At 71.7% G+C, this 16,864-nt stretch carries 17 protein-coding genes; 11 read left to right on the top strand and 6 right to left on the bottom strand.

Going from position 1 to position 16,864, the window contains the following annotated elements; all coding sequences use genetic code 11:
* Position 1: 1 nt before the first annotated feature.
* Positions 2-352 carry a histidine triad nucleotide-binding protein gene (locus ACIA5C_RS29805; protein WP_396060449.1) on the bottom strand — a complete coding sequence of 117 codons (351 nt, stop codon included), beginning with the start codon at positions 350-352 and terminating at the stop codon, positions 2-4.
* 23 nt (positions 353-375) lie between these two features.
* Between ACIA5C_RS29805 and ACIA5C_RS29810 the strand changes: the two genes are divergently transcribed.
* From ACIA5C_RS29810 to ACIA5C_RS29830, 5 genes are read left to right on the top strand one after another with little or no spacing between them, the layout of a single operon-like run.
* Positions 376-1,137 (top strand): SDR family NAD(P)-dependent oxidoreductase, encoded by a 762-nt coding sequence (locus tag ACIA5C_RS29810; RefSeq protein WP_396060452.1) that lies wholly within the window; start codon positions 376-378, stop codon positions 1,135-1,137.
* A 19-nt stretch (positions 1,138-1,156) separates the two neighbouring features.
* The gene (locus ACIA5C_RS29815) at positions 1,157-3,532 is read left to right on the top strand and encodes a glycoside hydrolase family 3 protein (protein WP_396060455.1); all 2,376 of its coding nucleotides are present in this window, start codon (positions 1,157-1,159) and stop codon (positions 3,530-3,532) included.
* Positions 3,533-3,541: 9 nt separating this feature from the next.
* A complete protein-coding gene (locus ACIA5C_RS29820; protein WP_396060457.1) occupies positions 3,542-4,318 on the top strand; it encodes a class I SAM-dependent methyltransferase in 777 nt (258 codons plus the stop codon).
* Positions 4,311-4,526: a hypothetical protein gene (locus tag ACIA5C_RS29825; protein WP_396060460.1), complete on the top strand. Its 216-nt coding sequence runs from the start codon at positions 4,311-4,313 to the stop codon at positions 4,524-4,526. Before ACIA5C_RS29820 ends, ACIA5C_RS29825 begins: the two co-directional genes overlap by 8 nt.
* Positions 4,527-4,570: 44 nt before the next feature.
* The gene (locus tag ACIA5C_RS29830; protein WP_396060463.1) at positions 4,571-5,431 is read left to right on the top strand and encodes a hypothetical protein; all 861 of its coding nucleotides are present in this window, start codon (positions 4,571-4,573) and stop codon (positions 5,429-5,431) included.
* A 6-nt stretch (positions 5,432-5,437) separates the two neighbouring features.
* Here the strand turns inward: ACIA5C_RS29830 and ACIA5C_RS29835 are convergent, their stop codons facing one another.
* Both ACIA5C_RS29835 and ACIA5C_RS29840 read right to left on the bottom strand, forming a co-directional pair.
* Positions 5,438-6,172: a 16S rRNA (uracil(1498)-N(3))-methyltransferase gene (locus tag ACIA5C_RS29835; protein ID WP_396060465.1), complete on the bottom strand. Its 735-nt coding sequence runs from the start codon at positions 6,170-6,172 to the stop codon at positions 5,438-5,440.
* Positions 6,173-6,220: 48 nt separating this feature from the next.
* Positions 6,221-6,883 (bottom strand): hypothetical protein, encoded by a 663-nt coding sequence (locus ACIA5C_RS29840; protein WP_396060468.1) that lies wholly within the window; start codon positions 6,881-6,883, stop codon positions 6,221-6,223.
* Between the two features lie 58 nt (positions 6,884-6,941).
* Here ACIA5C_RS29840 and ACIA5C_RS29845 point away from each other — a divergent pair, with 58 nt between their 5' ends.
* Complete coding sequence (locus ACIA5C_RS29845) at positions 6,942-7,865, top strand: GlxA family transcriptional regulator (RefSeq protein WP_396060471.1); 924 nt, start codon at positions 6,942-6,944, stop codon at positions 7,863-7,865.
* A 63-nt stretch (positions 7,866-7,928) separates the two neighbouring features.
* Positions 7,929-8,924: a type I glyceraldehyde-3-phosphate dehydrogenase gene (gap, locus tag ACIA5C_RS29850; RefSeq protein WP_396060473.1), complete on the top strand. Its 996-nt coding sequence runs from the start codon at positions 7,929-7,931 to the stop codon at positions 8,922-8,924.
* Between the two features lie 56 nt (positions 8,925-8,980).
* On the opposite strand, the gene dnaJ is transcribed toward gap, so the two are convergent.
* Positions 8,981-10,123, bottom strand: coding sequence for a molecular chaperone DnaJ (dnaJ, locus tag ACIA5C_RS29855; RefSeq protein ID WP_396060476.1), 1,143 nt, complete (start codon positions 10,121-10,123; stop codon positions 8,981-8,983).
* Between the two features lie 50 nt (positions 10,124-10,173).
* Positions 10,174-11,196, bottom strand: coding sequence for a heat-inducible transcriptional repressor HrcA (gene hrcA / locus ACIA5C_RS29860; RefSeq protein WP_396060479.1), 1,023 nt, complete (start codon positions 11,194-11,196; stop codon positions 10,174-10,176).
* A gap of 168 nt (positions 11,197-11,364) precedes the next feature.
* Here hrcA and ACIA5C_RS29865 point away from each other — a divergent pair, with 168 nt between their 5' ends.
* Positions 11,365-11,940 carry a DUF4870 domain-containing protein gene (locus ACIA5C_RS29865; protein WP_396060481.1) on the top strand — a complete coding sequence of 192 codons (576 nt, stop codon included), beginning with the start codon at positions 11,365-11,367 and terminating at the stop codon, positions 11,938-11,940.
* Between the two features lie 4 nt (positions 11,941-11,944).
* Here ACIA5C_RS29865 and hemW read toward each other — a convergent pair whose 3' ends face one another.
* A complete protein-coding gene (hemW, locus tag ACIA5C_RS29870) occupies positions 11,945-13,147 on the bottom strand; it encodes a radical SAM family heme chaperone HemW (protein WP_396060483.1) in 1,203 nt (400 codons plus the stop codon).
* Between the two features lie 37 nt (positions 13,148-13,184).
* Here hemW and ACIA5C_RS29875 point away from each other — a divergent pair, with 37 nt between their 5' ends.
* The 3 genes from ACIA5C_RS29875 (at position 13,185) to ACIA5C_RS29885 (ending at position 16,656) form a co-directional block, all read left to right on the top strand.
* Complete coding sequence (locus ACIA5C_RS29875) at positions 13,185-13,967, top strand: enoyl-CoA hydratase-related protein (protein ID WP_396060486.1); 783 nt, start codon at positions 13,185-13,187, stop codon at positions 13,965-13,967.
* Between the two features lie 41 nt (positions 13,968-14,008).
* Positions 14,009-14,869, top strand: coding sequence for a hypothetical protein (locus ACIA5C_RS29880; RefSeq protein WP_396060489.1), 861 nt, complete (start codon positions 14,009-14,011; stop codon positions 14,867-14,869).
* Between the two features lie 140 nt (positions 14,870-15,009).
* Positions 15,010-16,656: a PAS domain-containing protein gene (locus tag ACIA5C_RS29885; RefSeq protein ID WP_396060492.1), complete on the top strand. Its 1,647-nt coding sequence runs from the start codon at positions 15,010-15,012 to the stop codon at positions 16,654-16,656.
* Positions 16,657-16,864 lie beyond the last annotated feature (208 nt).

Raw genomic sequence — 16,864 nt, forward strand, 5'->3', positions numbered from 1 at the left:
ATCATCGTAGGGCCAGCATCGGCCCGAGCGGTTCGCCGCCGAGCACGTGGGCGTGCACGTGGAAGACCTCCTGGCCGGCGAAGCGGCCGGTGTTGAACAGCACCCGGAAGCCGTCGCCGGTCAGCCCCTCCCCTTCGGCGACCGAGGAGGCGGCGGCGAGCAGGTCGGCGCTGGCCGCCGGGTCGCCGGCGAGCGCCACCACGTCGGCGTAGTGCTCCTTCGGGATGACCAGCACATGCACCGCGGCTTTGGGGTCGATGTCGCGGAAGGCGAGGGTGGTCTCGGTCTCGTGCACGATCGTCGCGGGGATCTCTCCGGCGACGATGCGGCAGAACAGGCAGTCGTGGTCCACCCGATGGATCTTAGGGTGGGTCCATGACTTCGCGAGCAATCCTGGTGACCGGTTCGTCACGCGGGCTGGGTCGGGCGATCGCGACGCGCTTCGCGGCGTCGGGCGATCGGGTGGCGGTCCACCATCGCGACTCGGCGTCGCACGCCGAGTCGCTCGTCGCCTCGCTTCCCGGCGAGGGCCACGTGGTGGTGCAGGCCGACATGGCGGACGCGACGGGGGTACGCCGGATGGTCGACGAGGCCGCAGCCGGGCTCGGTGGCCTGGACGTTCTCGTGAACAACGCCGGCATCTACGGCCCGGTGGACCGGCCGCACCCGGTGTTCGGTCTCGACTACGAGCAGTGGCAGGAGATGTGGCGGCAGACCCTCGACGTCAACCTGTTCGGTTCGGCCAACGCGACCTGGGCGGCCGCGCAGCACATGCGCGAGCGCGGTGGCCGGATCATCAACGTGACATCGCGGGGCGCCTTCCGGGGCGAGCCGGATCAGCCGGCGTACGGCGCGAGCAAGGCGGCGATGAACTCGATGGGCCAGTCGCTGGCGGTGGCTCTCGCGCCGTACGGCATCGCGGTGGCCGCGGTCGCACCCGGCTACATCGAGACCGACATGACCAACGAGCATCTGAAGTCGGAGCGGGGCGACGCGATCCGCGCGCAGAGCCCGTACAACCGGGTCGCTCAGCCGGACGAGATCGCCGCGGCGGTGCACTGGCTCGCCTCCCCGGAGGCCCAGTGGGCCAGCGGAACGATCATCGACTTGAATGGTGCCTCGTACCTCCGCACATGACCATGGGAGCGCTTCCACAATGACGGCTGATGTCGACGACCTGCTCAAACAGCTCACGCTCGAGGAAAAGGCCTCGGTGCTGACGGGCCAGGACTTCTGGTCCCTCCCGGCGATCGAGAAGATCGGGTTGCGCTCGCTGGTGATGTCGGACGGCCCGATCGGGGTACGCGGCACCGGCTGGGCCCCCGACGACCCGTCGATCGCCCTGCCCAGCCCGACCGCCCTGGCCGCGGCCTGGGACCGCGAACTGGCCGAGACCGCCGGCCGCCTGCTCGGCCAGGAGGCCCGGCGCAAGGGCGCGCACGTGCTGCTCGGCCCCACGGTCAACCTCCAGCGCACCCCGCTCGGCGGTCGCCACTTCGAGTGCTACTCGGAAGATCCGCTGCTCAGCGGCGAGATCGCGGTCGGCTTCGTACGCGGCGTGCAGGACCACGGCGTCGGCACCACGGTCAAGCACCTGGTCGGGAACGACTTCGAGACCGACCGCATGGAGGTCGACGTCCGGATCGGCGACCGGGCGCTGCGCGAGCTCTACCTGGCACCGTTCGAGCGGGTCGTCGAGGCCGGCGGCTGGGGCCTGATGAGCGCGTACAACTCGGTCAACGGCACGTCGATGGCCTCGAACGGGACGTTCCAGGACGACATCCTCAAGGGCGAGTGGGGCTACGACGGGGTGGTGGTCTCCGACTGGCGGGCCGCCCGCTCGACGGTCGGCGCCGCACTGGGCGGCCTCGACATCGCGATGCCGAAGCTGGAGAACCCGTGGGGGCCGGCGCTGGTTCAGGCCGTACGGGAAGGGACCGTGCCGGAATCGGCGATCGATGAAAAAGTCCGGCGGGTTCTGCTCTTCGCCCAGCGGGTCGGGGCCCTGGACGGTGGCCCGGCGGTGACGCCGCCGGCCGACCTCGACGGCGACGCGGTCGCGCACGAGGTGGCGGCCCGTTCGTTCGTGCTGGTCCGCAACGAGGGCTTCACCCTCCCGCTGGAACCGGCCGCGCTGACCAGGGTCGCGGTGATCGGCGCCCTGGCCATCGACGCCCGGGTGCTCGGCGGCGGCAGCGCCCAGGTCTCCCCGCCGCACACCATCTCGCCGCTCGAGGGCATCGGCCGGGCGCTCTCCGGCGTCGACGTCGAGTACGCGATCGGCGCCGACCCGCGCCCGTTCCTGCCCGCCGCCCGTGGGCCGCAATGGTCTTCCGCCAGCCTCGAGATCAACTCCCGCGATTTCCCGCTCGACGCGACCGCGGTGCGCTGGATCGGCTCGCTACCCGGTGGCATCGACCCGGAGGAGGTCGACAGGCTGGTTCTGAAGGCGACCTTCACCCCGGACGAAACCGGCGAACACACCTTCGCGGTGTCCGGCTTCGGGAACTTCCGGTTCACGGTCGGTGACGAGGTGATCTTCGAGGGTTCGCTGCACCGCCCGGGTGCCACGCGGGGTGAGCTTCTGCTCAACCCGCGCGAGCACCGGGCCGGCGTGCTTCTGAGCGCCGGCGTCGCGGTCCCGGTCGTGCTCGAGCAGACACTCCAGCGCGGCATGGCTCACACGGTCGCCACCACGCTCGGTCACCGCGGCCCGGCGCCCGACGCCGACGGCATGATCGAGGAGGCGGCGCGGCTGGCGGCCGAGTCGGACGTCGCCGTGGTCGTCGTCGGCACCACCGAGCAGGTCGAGTCGGAAGGCTTCGACCGGACGTCGCTGGCCCTGCCTGGCCGCCAGGACGAGCTGGTCGCCCGCGTCGCGGCCGCCAATTCCCGTACGGTCGTGGTGGTCAACGCCGGCTCGCCGGTGCTGATGCCGTGGGCCGACGACGTGGCGGCCATCCTGCTGACCTGGTTCCCGGGCCAGGAGGCGGGCGCCGCGCTGGCCGACGTGCTGCTCGGCGTCACCGAGCCGGGCGGCCGGCTGCCCACGACCTGGCCGCGCCGCGAGGAAGACTGCCCGGTCCTGGCGATTTCGCCGCGCGACGGCGTCGTCTCCTACGACGAGGGCATCTTCATCGGCTACCGCGGCTGGCTGCGTTCCGGCAACACCCCGCTGTACGCCTTCGGCCACGGCATGGGTTACACCAGCTGGGACTACGACGACATCGCGGTCGACGACACCGAAGCCGTGGTGACGCTGACCAACTCCGGCGCCCGGGCCGGTCGCGAGGTGGTCCAGGTCTACCTGGCCCCGCTTTCGCCGGACGCGGACCGGCCCGAGCGCTGGCTGGCCGGTTTCGCCAACGTCTTCGCCCGGCCCGGCGAGACGGTCACCGTACGCGTCCCGCTGCCCCCACGCTCGTTCCAGATCTGGGCCGACGGCGGCTGGCAGACGGTGCCCGGCGACTACCGGGTCATCGCGGCCCACGCCATCGACGCCGACCGCCTGGAGGCCCGCCTCACGGTCTAGTTTTCCGGTATGGCCACACGCGAACAACGAGGAGTCTTCGGCGAAGTTGCCGACGACTACGACCGGATCCGGCCCGGCTACCCCGGCAGCCTCGTCGACGACGTGCTGGCGGCGGCCGGGCCGGGACCGGTGCTCGAGGTCGGGGCGGGCACCGGCAAGGCGACGGTGGCGTTCGCGGCCCGCGGCGTTTCGCTCACCTGCATCGAGCCCGGCCCGCGGATGGCGGAGCTGCTGCGGCGCAAGCTGCCCGGAGTGCCGATCGTGGTGAGCACGTTCGAGGACTGGACACCGGATCGCGCGTACGGCCTCCTGATCAGCGGCCAGGCCTGGCACTGGGTCGACGCCTCGCGGGACCCCGGTCTGGCGTTCCGGGCGCTCGCGCCGGGCGGGTTGTTCGCCCCGTTCTGGAACTCGTTCCTGCTGGTCGACCCGGCCCTGCACGCCGCTCTGGCCGAGGTCGACGCCCGGCACGGCTTGGCGCCGGAGACGACGCACAGCTATCTGGCCGCCGGCTTCGCCGAGCCGGCCGCGTTCGAAGAGGAGTGGGCCCAGCTGGGTCTGCGGGCCGAGGAGTTCCCCGAACGCCGCCACGTCCGTTATCACTCAGCGCGCTCCTACTCGTCGGCCGATTACCGTACGCATTTGCTCTCGACCTCGATGTACCGCATTCTGCCCCCGGCCGTCCGAGATGCCGCGGTAGCCGACACGGCCGCCGTGATCGACGCGCACGGCGGCACCATCGACTTCGAGGTCCTCGCCGACGTCGTCCTGGCCCGCCGTGTCTGATCCCCGCCGGCTGCAGGCCAGCGCGGTGCTCGCGGCGCGGTGGGATTGGGCAGGCGGCGAGGGCGGCGGCCAGCGCAGCGGCCAGGGCGAGCAGGCCGCGGACCGCGGCGGTGAGGGTCGCCGGGACATCGCCCGGGCGGTCGACGATGTACGGCTCGGCGAGCCACGCTGTGGGATAACTCTCCGTAATAATACCCGTCTTGACTGACGGTAATTATCGGCTAAAGTCGGGAGGGTCCGAATGACCCGGATATGCCGGAGATGAAGGGGATCGCCGAGATGCCGATCTACGACCTGTCGGAGTCCGAGTGCCGCGCCCGCGGCCTGGCCGCCCTCTACGCGTACCCCTCCGACGGCCCGTTCGTCGCTCTGGCCGTTCGCCCCGACGATCTGCTCGCCGACGTGGCCCGCACCGTCGAGCGCCGGGTCTTCGAGGAGACCTTCGCGATGGACGCCTCCACGATGACCGACGAGTACGCGGCCTACGAGCAGGACAGCATCTTCTTCCTGGTGATCGAGCGACGCACCGGAGCGCCGGCCGGCGCGGCCCGCGCGATCGACGGCGGAGGCAAGACCCTCGACGACGCCCCCGACGCGATCGGCGTCGACCTGGGCATCATCGCCGAGAAGCACGACCTGCTCGGCGGCAGGATCTGGGACTTCGCCACGCTCGCGGTGCTGCCGGAATACCGCGGCGGCAAGTCGACCATGGTCAGCTCGCTGCTCTACCGCGCGTTCCTCAACGCCGGCCGGCGTGCCGGGGTGCAGCACGTCGTCGCCATGCTCGACAGCCGGGCGCACCGGGGCATCTCGCTGATCGGCGCGCCGTTCGAGCCGATGGCCGGCTCGGAGCCGTTCGAATATCTGGGTTCGCCGTCGACCAGCGCGCTCTACGCCCGGTTCGCCGACATCGAACCGGCGATCGCCGCCGAGGGCGAGCGCCTGTCGAGCATCACCCCGGTCGAGGGCGAGAGCCGGGCCCGCGGCCTGCGCCGGGTGCTCACCGGCCGGGTCGTCTCGAAGGTCGCACACCAGGTCGCCACCGGTGAGGGCCTCGACCAGCACGTCGACCTGCCGGCCCTCGAACGCCGCCGGATGCGCCGCCTCCGCTGACCGGGGCTACCAGCGGCCCAGCTTCGCCGACAGAACGGACAGGGCGGCCACGCCGGCGGTCGAGGTGCGGAGCACCTCATTGCCCAGCCGTACGGCCTGGGCGCCGGCCGCCGTGAAGGCGTCCCGTTCGGCGTCGCTGATTCCGCCCTCCGGGCCGACCACCAGCACGATCTCGCCCGAGGGCCGCAGCTCGGCGGTGGTCAGGCGATCGGCGGCCTCCTCGTGCAGGACGAACGCGGCCGCCGCCGAGCCGAGCCGCGCCGCGACCTCCCGGCTCGAGCAGTCCGGCTGGCCGCCGACCGCGGGCAGCCAGGCGCGCCGGGCCTGCTTGGCCGCCTCGCGGGCGGTCGCCGCCCACTTGTCGCGGGCCTTCAGGCCGCGGTCGCCGCGCCACTGGGCGACCGACCGGGAGGCCGCCCACGGCACGATCTCGTCGACGCCGATCTCGGTCATCGCCTGCACGGCGAGTTCGCCGCGGTCGCCCTTGGCGATGCCCTGCACGACGACCAGGCGCGGGTCGTGGGCGGGCACGAACAGCCGGTCACAGACCCGGAACTCGACACTTCCCCGGCCGACGGCCAGCACCTCCGCGTACGCCGTACCCCCGGCCCCGTCGCCAAGAACGAGCCGCTCGCCCACCTTGAGCCGTTGCACGGTGGCCGCGTGATGGCCCTCCGGGCCATCGAGCGTGCCGGTGTCGCCGGCCGGGAGTTCGTCGACCAGGAAAAGCGGAGCGGACATGCCCGCACGCTATCGGTCAGCCCAGCAGTCCGATCCCGAGGGTGACGATCAGTCCGGCTCGATGAGCAGGAGCGGGGACTCGCGTCGCATCCAGGTCAGCAGGCCTTCGAAGACCTCCTCGGCTCCGCGCCGGCCGGCCGCCCGGTGCTGATCGCGGGCCCGCTGGAAGCGTGCCGTCAGCGCCGCCACGACGTCGTACGGGGTGACACCGCCGTAGACCTCGCACATCAGCCACATCTTGCGGGCCTGCTCCGCCACCGCGACGCCGGGCTCGGTCAGGTCGGCGAAGCCCCAGACGGCCTGGGCGAAGTCGTCGAGCCGGAGACCGGGCGCGACGTCGTCGTCGAAGTCGATGATGGCGACCGCCTCCTCGCCCCGGAAGACCGTGTTGTGCGGGCCGAGGTCGCTGTGGCACACGGCGTCCCCGCCGTCCCGGAGCGGGAACGAGACCGTCGCCTCGTGGAAGGCCCGCATCAAGCGGGTCGCGCCGGCGATCCGGGCGTCCGACAGCAGCCACGGCCCCCCACCCGCCGGCACATAGCCCTCGATGTAGGTCAGGATCTGCCGCCCGCGCTCGTCGTAGCCCAGCGGCCGGGGCGCCCCGCCGAACCCGGCCGCGGGCAGGTGCCGCAGGAGCGCATCCACATAGGCCGACCTGGCGTGCGCCGGCCGGCGGATCGTGTCACCGACCCGCACGACGGGGCTGTTCATGCCACCAGGGTGCCGTACCTTTCCCAGTGTGCCGCCGCCCCGACCGCATCGTGTTGCCGTGCTCGTGCTCGAAGGGGCCAAGCCTCTCGATGTGGGCATTCCGGCGCAGGTGTTCACGACCCGGCAGAGCATGCCCTACGAGGTGCGGGTCTGCGGGCCGGCGCCGGGGCTCGTGACCGGCGGGGACGGGCTGTCCTATCACGTCGCGGACGGGCTCGAGGCTATCGAGTGGGCCGACATCGTGTTCATCCCCGGGTTCCGGTTTCCCGACCGGGAGGACCCGCCGCCCGCCGTCGTCGCCGCGTTGCAGGCGGCCCACGCGCGTGGCACCCGGCTGGCGGCGATCTCGACCGGGGCGTTCGCGCTGGCCGCGACCGGGCTGCTGGACGGGAAGCGGGCGACGACGCACTGGCATTACACGCGGCAGCTGGCGGCCCGGCATCCGCTGGTGCGGGTCGACGAGAACGTGCTGTTCGTCGACGAGGGCAGCGTGCTCACCTCGGCCGGTGCGGCGTCCGGCATCGACCTGTGCCTGCACATTCTGCGCGGCGACCTCGGCGTGGCCGCGTCCAATCATGCGGCCCGGCGGCTGGTCGCCGCGCCCTACCGCAGCGGTGGTCAGGCGCAGTACGTGCCGCGCAGCGTGTCCGAGCCGCTCGGTGAACGGTTCGCGGCGACGCGGGAGTGGGCGCTGCACCGGCTCGGCGAGCATCTGACGCTGGAGGTGCTGGCCAGGCATGCGGCGGTGTCGCCGCGCACGTTCTCGCGGCGTTTCCTTGAGGACACCGGCTACACGCCGATGCAGTGGGTGATGCGGGCCCGCATCGACGTGGCCCGGGAGCTGCTCGAACGGTCGTCGCGCAGCGTCGAGCAGATCGCCGCCGAGGCGGGGCTGGGCACCGCCGCCAACCTGCGGCTGCACTTCCAGCGGCTGCTCGGGACGACGCCGAGCCAGTACCGGCGTACCTTCCGGGTGGCTTGATTCTTTCGAACCGTGGCGCTCGCGCCGCTCCCGGGCGCCCGGAAATTGGACAAGCCTTGAGACATGACTCGCATCGCCATCAACGGATTCGGCCGCATCGGCCGCAACGTGCTGCGCGCCTTGCTCGAGCGGGACAGCAAGCTCGAGGTCGTCGCGGTCAACGATCTCACCGAGCCGGCCGCCCTGGCCCGGCTGCTCGCCTTCGACAGTACGGCCGGTCGTCTGGGCCGCCCGGTGACGGTCGACGGGGACACCATCGTCGTCGACGGCCGCCGGATCAAGGTGACCGCCGAGCGGGAACCGGCCAGGCTGCCCTGGGCCGAGCTCGGGGTCGACGTGGTGCTCGAGGCGACCGGCAAGTTCACGGCCGCCGACAAGGCCCGGGCCCACCTCGACGCGGGTGCCTCCAAGGTGCTCGTCGGTGCGCCCTCCGACGGCGCGGACGTGACCATCGCGTACGGCGTGAACACCGACGCCTACCAGCCCGGCGTGCACACGATCGTCTCCAACGCCTCGTGCACGACGAACGCGCTCGCGCCGCTGGCCAAGGTGCTCGACGACCTGGCCGGCATCGAGTACGCGTTCATGACGACCGTGCACGCGTACACCCAGGAGCAGAACCTGCAGGACGGCCCGCACCGCGACCCGCGCCGGGCCCGCGCCGCCGGCGTCAACATCGTGCCGACCACGACCGGGGCAGCCAAGGCGATCGGGCTGGTGCTGCCGAACCTGGCGGGCCGGCTGTCCGGCGACTCGATCCGGGTGCCGGTGCCGGTCGGCTCGATCGTCGAGCTGAACACGACCGTCGCCCGTGACGTCACCCGCGACGAGGTGCTGGCCGCCTACCGCGCGGCGGCCGACGGCCCGCTGGCCGGCATCCTGGAGTACTCGGACGACCCGCTGGTCTCGTCGGACATCGTCGGCAACCCGGCGTCGTCCATCTTCGACTCGCTGCTCACCCGGGCCGACGGCCGGCACGTCAAGGTCGTCGCCTGGTACGACAACGAGTGGGGCTTCTCCAACCGGGTGGTCGACTCCCTGGAGCTGTTGGCCCGCTGACCAGCAAAAAACCGCCGGCCTCCACGGGGAGGCCGGCGGTTTTTGCTACCCAGAAATCAGTGCCCGTTGAAAGCGTCCCGCATCCGCGAGAAGAAGCCGCCCTGCTTGCTCAGTTCGGCGACGTCCTCGCCGCGGGTCTTGGCGAAGTCGCGCAGCATGCGTTCCTGCTCGGCCGTCAGCTTGGTCGGGGTCTTGACGTCGAGGTGCACGAAGAGATCGCCGCGGCCCTGGCCCCGCAGGTGGGGCACGCCCTTGCCGCGGATGCGCAGCGTGCTGGCCGGCTGGGTGCCCTGCTTGACCTCGATCGCCTCTTCGCTGTCGAGCGTCTTGATCGTGAGGCGGGTGCCGAGCGCGGCCGCGGTCATCGGGAGCGTGACCCGGCAGTGGAGGTCGTCGCCCTTGCGGGAGTAGACGTCGTGCGGACGCTCGTGGATCTCGACGTAGAGGTCGCCGGCGGTGCCTCCACCGGGGCCGACCTCGCCCTGCTGGGCCAGCCGGATGCGCATGCCGTCCTCGACGCCCGCCGGGATCTTGACGGTGAGCGAGCGGCGGGTGCGGACGCGGCCGTCGCCGGCGCAGGTCGGGCACGGGTGCGGGATGACCGTGCCGTGGCCCTGGCAGGTCTGGCAGGGGCGGGACGAGACCACCTGGCCGAGGAAGGTGCGCTGTACGCTCTGCACCTCACCGCGGCCGGCGCAGGTCTCGCAGGTCGCGAGGTGGGTGCCGGGCGCGGTGCCGGCGCCCGAGCACTGGGTGCAGAGGACCGCGGTGTCGACAGTGATCGGCGCCTCGACGCCGAAGGCGGTCTCGACCAGGTCGAGTTCGAGGCGGAGGATCGCGTCGGCGCCGGGCCGGGTGCGCGGGCGCGGGCCGCGTGAGCCGCCGCCGGCCGCGCTGCCGAAGAACGCGTCCATGATGTCCTGGAAGCCGACGAACGGGCCGCCGGCGCCGCCCGGGCCGCCGGGGCCGACGCCGCCGCCGGGCGCCAGCGGGTCGCCGCCGAGGTCGACGACCTGCCGCTTCTGGTCGTCGGACAGCACCTCGTACGCGGCGTTGATGTCCTTGAACTTCTCGTGCGCTTCCGGATCAGGGTTGACGTCCGGGTGGTACTGCCGAGCCAGTTTGCGGTAGGCGCGCTTGATCTCGTCGTCGGTGGCTTCCCGGCTCACGCCGAGAATTCCGTAATAGTCCTTGGCCACGGGGTTTCGAGTCCTCAGTTCGCCAGTCCGGTGTCGGAGGTTCCAGTGAATCAGTTCTGTGCGAGCAGATCGCCGACATAGCGTGCCACCGCACGGACGGTGGCGATCGTGCCCGGGTAGTCCATGCGGGTGGGCCCGACCACACCGAGGCCCCCGACGATCGTGACACCCGGGCCGTAACCCGTGCTGACGACCGAGGTGGACCGCAGGTTGTCGATCTCGTTCTCGTCGCCGATGCGGACCCGCGTGGTGCTGGGCTCGACCTCGCCGATGAGCTTGAGCAGGATGACCTCTTCCTCGAGGGCCTCGAGGACGGGGCGCAACGTGCCCTGGAAGTCGAGCACACTACCGCGCGTCAGGTTGGCCGTGCCGGCCAGCATGAGGCGCTCCTCACTGCGCTCGACGAGCGTCTCGAGGAGCACCGAGGCCAGGCACGCCATCGTGCCGCGGCTCTCCGGCGAGCACTCGTCGACCAGGCCTGCCACGAGCGGCGGGGTGTCGGCGAGTTTCTGCCCGGCGAGCTTCTCGTTGACCCGGCGGCGCAGGTCGGTCACGTCGGCGGCGGCGACCGGGGCCGGCAGCTCGACCAGGCGCTGCTCGACCCGGCCGGTGTCGGCGATCATCACCAGCATCAGGCGGGTGGTCGAGATCGGCACGAGTTCGAGATGGCGGACGCTGGAACGCGCCAGCGACGGATATTGCACGACCGCGACCTGGCGGGTCAGTTGGGCGAGCAGCCGGACCGTGCGGTGCACGACGTCGTCGAGGTCGACCGCGCCGATCAGGAAGCGCTCGATCGCCCGGCGCTCGGCCGGGCTGAGCGGCTTGACCCGGGACAGCCGGTCGACGAACAGGCGGTAGCCCGCGTCGGTGGGCACCCGGCCGGCACTGGTGTGGGGCTGGCGGATGTAGCCCTCTTCCTCCAGCGCGGCCATGTCGTTGCGCACGGTGGCCGGGGAGACGCCCAGGTGGTGGCGCTCGACGAGGGCCTTGCTGCCGACTGGCTCCTGCGTCTCGACGTAGTCCTCGACGATGGCGCGCAGGACCTCGAGCTTGCGGTCATCGAGACTCACTAATGACCCCTCCCTCGGGCTGCGAAGATCCCTGGCACTCCTGCGGTAAGAGTGCCAGTCTACGTCGCGATCCCCGGCAGCGCGATGATCGGAAGGGCCATCCGTCGTCGCGGATCGGACCGCATGTCACCCTCGACCCCGTTGAGCTGCGGCCCTACCGTGTCAGCCATGAGTGAACCACCCCGTCCGCCCGGCAACGGCATGCCTGACGAACCTACTTCGCCGTACAATCCGCCGCCCGCCGGCGGTTATCCCCCGCCGCCACCCCCACCGCCGTACGGAAGCCCGCCGCCCTACGGCAACCAGCCCCCACCGTACGGCAGCCAGTCCCCGCCCTACGGTGGCCAGCAACCGCCCTACGGTGGCCAGCCCCAATACGGCGGCTACCCCGGTAACAACGCGGCCGGTGAGGACCGGACGTGGCTTCTGGTCGCCCACTTCGGCGGCGCGGCCGGCGCGCTGATCTCCGGCGGCACCCTCGGCTGGATCGCGCCGCTGATCGCGATGCTGTCGCGCGGCCCCCAGTCGCCGCACGTGCGCGCCGAGGCGGTCAAGGCCCTCAACTTCCAGCTGGTCATCGCGATCGTCGCGGTCGTCTGCTGGCTCCTCAGCTTCCTGATCATCACCATCCTGGTCGGGGTGGCCGCCACGATCCTCGGCATCGTCTTCGGGGTCATCGCGGGCGCCAAGGCGGCCAACGGCGAGGGGTACAACTACCCGCTCAACGTGACAATCGTGAAATAGCCGCTCAGACCACGTCGCGAATGACCGCGTCGGCCAGCAACCGGCCCTTCAAGGTCAGGACCAACCGGCCCGCGGCGTGCGCCTCCGGCTCGATCAACCCGTTGGCCAGCACCTGCGCCACCCCGTCCGGGTCGAGACCGGCCAGCGGCAGCCCGTCGCGCAGCCGGACCCGCAACATCACGTCCTCGACCCGGCGGTCCGCCGGGTCGAGGACCTCCCGGGCATGGCCCGGCGAGGTGCCATCGGCCAGCCTTTTCCCGTACGCGGCGGGATGCTTGACGTTCCACCAGCGCACCCCGCCCACGTGGCTGTGCGCGCCCGGCCCCAGCCCCCACCAGTCGGCGCCGGTCCAGTAGAGCAGGTTGTGCCGGCACCGCCCGGCCTCGGACGCCGCCCAGTTCGACACCTCGTACCACTCGAGGCCGGCCGCGCCGAGCGCCTCCTCGGCCGCCAGGTAGCGGTCGGCCGCGACGTCGTCCGACGGGTACGGCATCTCGCCCCGCCGCATCCGGGCCGCCATCCGGGTGCCGTCCTCGACGATCAGGGCGTACGCGCTGACGTGGTCCACGCCGGCCTCGATCACCGCTCGGAGCGAGGCGGCGAAGTCGTCGGCCGTCTCCCCCGGCGTCCCGTAGATCAGGTCGAGGTTGACGTGCTCGAACCCGGCCTCGCGCGCCTCGATCGCGGCCCGCGGCGCCCGATCCGGGGTGTGCCTCCGATCGAGAATGCGCAGCACGGCCGGGGAGGACGACTGCATGCCGAGGGAGATCCGGTTGAACCCGTGGGACTCAAGACGGCGCAGGTAGGCCGGGTCGACGGACTCCGGATTGGCCTCGGTGCTGATCTCGGCGCCGGGGGCCAGGCCCCACGTGCGGTCGATGCCGTCGAGCACCCGGCCGAGGTCGTCGGCGCTGAGCAGGGTCGGGGTGCCGCCGCCGACGAAGACGGTGTCGACCGGCCCCGGCTCGATCACCTTCCGCGCGAGGTCGAGCTCGGAGAGGACCAGGTCGGCGTACCCCTCGCGGCTGACGCCCCCGCCCAGCTCGCTCGCCGTATAGGTGTTGAAGTCGCAGTAACCGCAGCGGCTGGCGCAGAACGGCACGTGGACGTACACCCCGAAGCCGTTCCTCCCCGCCGACTCGGCGACGTGGGGCGGCAACGACCCGTCGGAGGGTACGGGTTCACCGTCGGGAAGCACACCAGCCATCCGTCAAGTGTGCACGGGCCCCGTTAGGGTTCCGGCCATGGATCTGGTCCGTACCGCCACCGCTGCCGGGGTGACCACGCTGACCCTGGACAGCCCGGCCAACCGCAACGCCCTTTCCACGCCGCTGATGACTCAGCTGCTGGACCGTCTCGGCGAGGCTCTCGTCGACCCCGAGGTCCGGACGGTGGTGATATCGCACACCGGCCCGGTGTTCTGCTCGGGAGCCGACCTGAAGGAGACCGCCGCGGCCCGGGAGGCCGGCCGGGTGCCGGCCGAGATGCTGGCCGACGTGCTGGCCGCGCTCTGGGAGTTCGGAAAGCCGGTGGTGGCCCGGGTGGCCGGTCCGGCGCGGGCCGGCGGGCTCGGCCTGATCGCCGCGGCCGACCTGGCGGTCTGCACGCGGGAGGCGACGTTCGCCTTCACCGAGGTGCGCCTCGGGGTGATCCCGGCGGTGATCAGCGCTACCGTGCTGCCGCGGCTGGCGCCGCGGGCGGCGGCCGAGCTCTATCTGACCGGCGAGGTCTTCGACGGGGTCCGGGCCGCGGAGATCGGCCTGGTCACGGCCGCGGTCTCGGCCGAGGGCCTCGACGGCGCGGTCGCCGGCTACTGCGACGCCCTGGTGCGCGGCGGGCCGCTTGCGCTTGCCGGGACCAAACAGCTCCTCCGGCGTACGGCGAAGGAATCGATCCGTGAGGATCTCGCCGACCTCTCCGCCCGCTCGGCCGGCTATTTCCGGTCGCCGGAGGGCGTCGAGGGTGTGACCGCGTTCCGCGAGAAGCGCCAGGCGTCCTGGGTTCCGGACGGCTCGCCCGCTCAGTGACGATCGTTTACTACTCTTGTCGTCTACTCGAGGAGGTGTGAGTGCGCCGGACGCCACTGGTGGTGGTCGCGCTGCTCGCGCTGGTGGGCACGCTCGGCTTCGTCGCCGTGCTGCGCTCGTTCTCGCACGACATCAAGCTTCCGTCGCTGGTCAGCGCTCGATGCCTGGTCAGCGCCAACGGTGAGGTCGAGCTCGACCCGGTGCAGATGGCCAACGCGGCCACCATCGCCGCGGTCGGGGTGCGCCGGGGCATGCCCCAGCAGGCGGTGGCGATCGCGCTCGCCACCGCCCTGCAGGAGAGCAAGCTGGAAAACCGCGAGGACGGCGACCGCGACTCGATCGGCCTCTTCCAACAGCGCCCCAGCCAGGGCTGGGGCGACCCCGACAAGATCAAAGACCCTCGTTATTCCGCCGACAGGTTCTATTCGGCGCTCAAGCGGGTCAAGGGCTACCAGAAGATGCGGATCACCGACGCGGCCCAGCGGGTGCAGCGTTCGGCCTACCCGAACGCCTATCAGAAGTGGGCCGATGAGGCGCAGGTGTTGGCGCGGGCGCTGACCGGGCAGGCGGCGAGCGCGGTCGCCTGCACGGTGACCGGCGCGCCGGCCCTGCGCGGGGCGGCCGCGGCGACCGCCCTGATGAGCGGGCTGCGGCTCGACTGGGGCCGGGGACTGCCCACGTCGGCGGCCGCCGAGCAGGCGGCCGGCCTGACGGTGGCGGTCACGAGCGTGACGTCGGGCTGGCGTTACGCACACTGGCTCGTTTCGCATGCATCGGACACCGGCCTCGAACGGGTACGTTTCGCCGACCTTCAGTGGGATGCGGGTGCCGGAAAGTGGCAGCCCGTAACCAACGACGGCGGCATCGACGACCGCAAGGTCATCGCCGAAGTCTTCCGCTGACGTAGCATTCCGGCCGCCGAGCAGGACATTCATCCCCATCGAACAGTCGCGCTGCGTAATGTCCGACGCTCCGGAACACCCATTGCGCTGCGTATACATCGACGTGGACAGACAGCTATTGCACTGGTACTAAGAAGAGCGTGCTGAGGGCGATCGAATGGATCCTGCTAGGTAGCGCGAGCACCACCGCGATCATTGCCGGTGCGTGGTGGCGCCGACCAGCCCGGTTCTTGCCGTGGATACTGCTGGCCAGTGCGATCGCGTGCATGGGCATCGGCGACGTGTTCTATGCATGCGACCTGGGCGACGCCGCCGAATACTTCTATCTGGCGATGTTCGTCATGGTCGCCGCGGCGCTGGTCCAGTTCACCCGGGGCGGCTCGCTCCTGGTCGACCGGGCCCGCCTGATCGACCTCCTGGCCTGGGCCTGCTCGACGCTGCTGGTGATCTGGGTCTTCATCATCGGGGCCACTCACGAGGGCGGCAAGATCTCGGCGGCCGACGTGATCGGCGACCTGCTCCTGAGCACGGTGGCGATGCGCCTGGTGATGGCGGCCGGCCGTAACCCGTCGGCGAAGCTGCTGCTCAGCGGCGCGGTCGGCATGCTGATCAGCGACATCGTCTATCCGCTGGCTCCGGGCCCGTTCACCGAGATCGGCTACATAGTCCTCTACGTCGCCTGGGGCGTGGCCGCGCTGCACCCGTCGATGACCGGGCTGACCCAGCCGATGCCGCCGCGTCCGCAACCGTGGCGCGGCCGGTGGGCGGCGTTGCTCGGCGCCTCGGTCGCCACCCCGCCGCTCGTGCTGCTCTACGAGGCGATCCGGGGCGACGTCCGGGACGGCGTGGTCATCGCGGTGGCCGGCGCGATCACGCTCACCCTCGCCATCACCCGCCTGGCCGACTCGGTGACGCTGAGCACCCAGGCCCTCAACCGCGAGCGCGGGCTGCGCACCGCGAGCGCCGCCCTGGTCGCCGCGGTCGACCCGCCCGCGGTCGACGAGGCCGTACGCTCCGCGGTCACCGAACTGCTCCCGGCCGCCGCGGTCCGCAACATCGTCTTCGCGGCCGACGACCGCCAGCTGCTCGCCGAGGCGCTGCCCGGGGCCGGCGGGCCGTCCGACCGGTCCGGCCATCGCAGCTGGTGGCTGCAGGACCCGCAAGCTGACGAGGCCACCCTGGTCTGCCCGCTGTGGCTGGAACCGCTGGCCGTCGCCCGCCCTGGCGGCGGCGCCCTGGTGCTGACCGGCCGGCGTGACGACCTCGTGATGGCCCGCGACGCCCTCGAGGTGCTGGCCGGCCAGGCCGCGCTGGCCCTCGACCGCATCAGCCTGGTCGAGGCGGTCGGCCGCCGCGACAGCGACCTCTACCTGCGAGCAGTGATCCGCAACACGGCCGACATGATGCTGGTGATCGACGAGGACCTGCGCATCCGCTACGCCAGCCCGGCCCTGCGCTCGCTGCTCGACCAGGACGAGCTGTCCCCGCTGGCCACCCTCGGCGACCTGGTCCACCCGGACGACCGCGGCCTGGTCCGCCGGGCCCTCCTGGCGTCCGGCGACGGCACGGTGTTCTGCGCCCTCCGCCGGGCCGACCACACCCAGGTCTACGTCGAGATGACCTACCGCGACCTGCGGGCCGACCGCCTGGTGCAGGGTTTCGTGCTCACCCTGCGGGACGTGTCGAAGGCCCATCACCCGGTCGAGCAGATGCCCCACCTCGACCACGTCGACGAACTCCCGGCCTGGGTCAACCGGCGCAGCGCCCAGCACAAGTTCCGCTACTGACATCCGCACACGGCAAAGGCGCCGGCCCCCTCAGGGGTCCGGCGCCTTTGGTGACTTGCTCTACTGGCTTTCGGGCCAGCTTCCGGCCGCTGGTCAGCTGGTGGCTGGCTTCCGGCCGTTGGTCAGCGGGTGGCTGGCTTCCGGCCGTTGGTCAGCTGGTGGCCGGTCTTCCGGCCGCTGGTCAGCTGGTGGCCGGTCTTCCGGCCGC

Origin of the sequence: Actinoplanes sp. NPDC051343, assembly GCF_044455125.1 — a bacterium.
In the GTDB taxonomy this organism is placed as follows: Bacteria; Actinomycetota; Actinomycetes; order Mycobacteriales; family Micromonosporaceae; genus Actinoplanes.

Excerpts from the sequence above, each read along its gene's own strand:
- ACIA5C_RS29840 (WP_396060468.1), bottom strand. The coding sequence starts at position 6,883 with ATGAACAGCCCCGTCGTGCGGGTCGGTGACACGATCCGCCGGCCGGCG.
- ACIA5C_RS29820 (WP_396060457.1), top strand. The coding sequence starts at position 3,542 with ATGGCCACACGCGAACAACGAGGAGTCTTCGGCGAAGTTGCCGACGAC.
- hemW (WP_396060483.1), bottom strand. The coding sequence starts at position 13,147 with ATGGCTGGTGTGCTTCCCGACGGTGAACCCGTACCCTCCGACGGGTCG.
- ACIA5C_RS29865 (WP_396060481.1), top strand. The coding sequence starts at position 11,365 with ATGAGTGAACCACCCCGTCCGCCCGGCAACGGCATGCCTGACGAACCT.
- ACIA5C_RS29830 (WP_396060463.1), top strand. The coding sequence starts at position 4,571 with ATGCCGGAGATGAAGGGGATCGCCGAGATGCCGATCTACGACCTGTCG.
- ACIA5C_RS29835 (WP_396060465.1), bottom strand. The coding sequence starts at position 6,172 with ATGTCCGCTCCGCTTTTCCTGGTCGACGAACTCCCGGCCGGCGACACC.
- ACIA5C_RS29810 (WP_396060452.1), top strand. The coding sequence starts at position 376 with ATGACTTCGCGAGCAATCCTGGTGACCGGTTCGTCACGCGGGCTGGGT.
- ACIA5C_RS29875 (WP_396060486.1), top strand. The coding sequence starts at position 13,185 with ATGGATCTGGTCCGTACCGCCACCGCTGCCGGGGTGACCACGCTGACC.
- gap (WP_396060473.1), top strand. The coding sequence starts at position 7,929 with ATGACTCGCATCGCCATCAACGGATTCGGCCGCATCGGCCGCAACGTG.
- ACIA5C_RS29815 (WP_396060455.1), top strand. The coding sequence starts at position 1,157 with ATGACGGCTGATGTCGACGACCTGCTCAAACAGCTCACGCTCGAGGAA.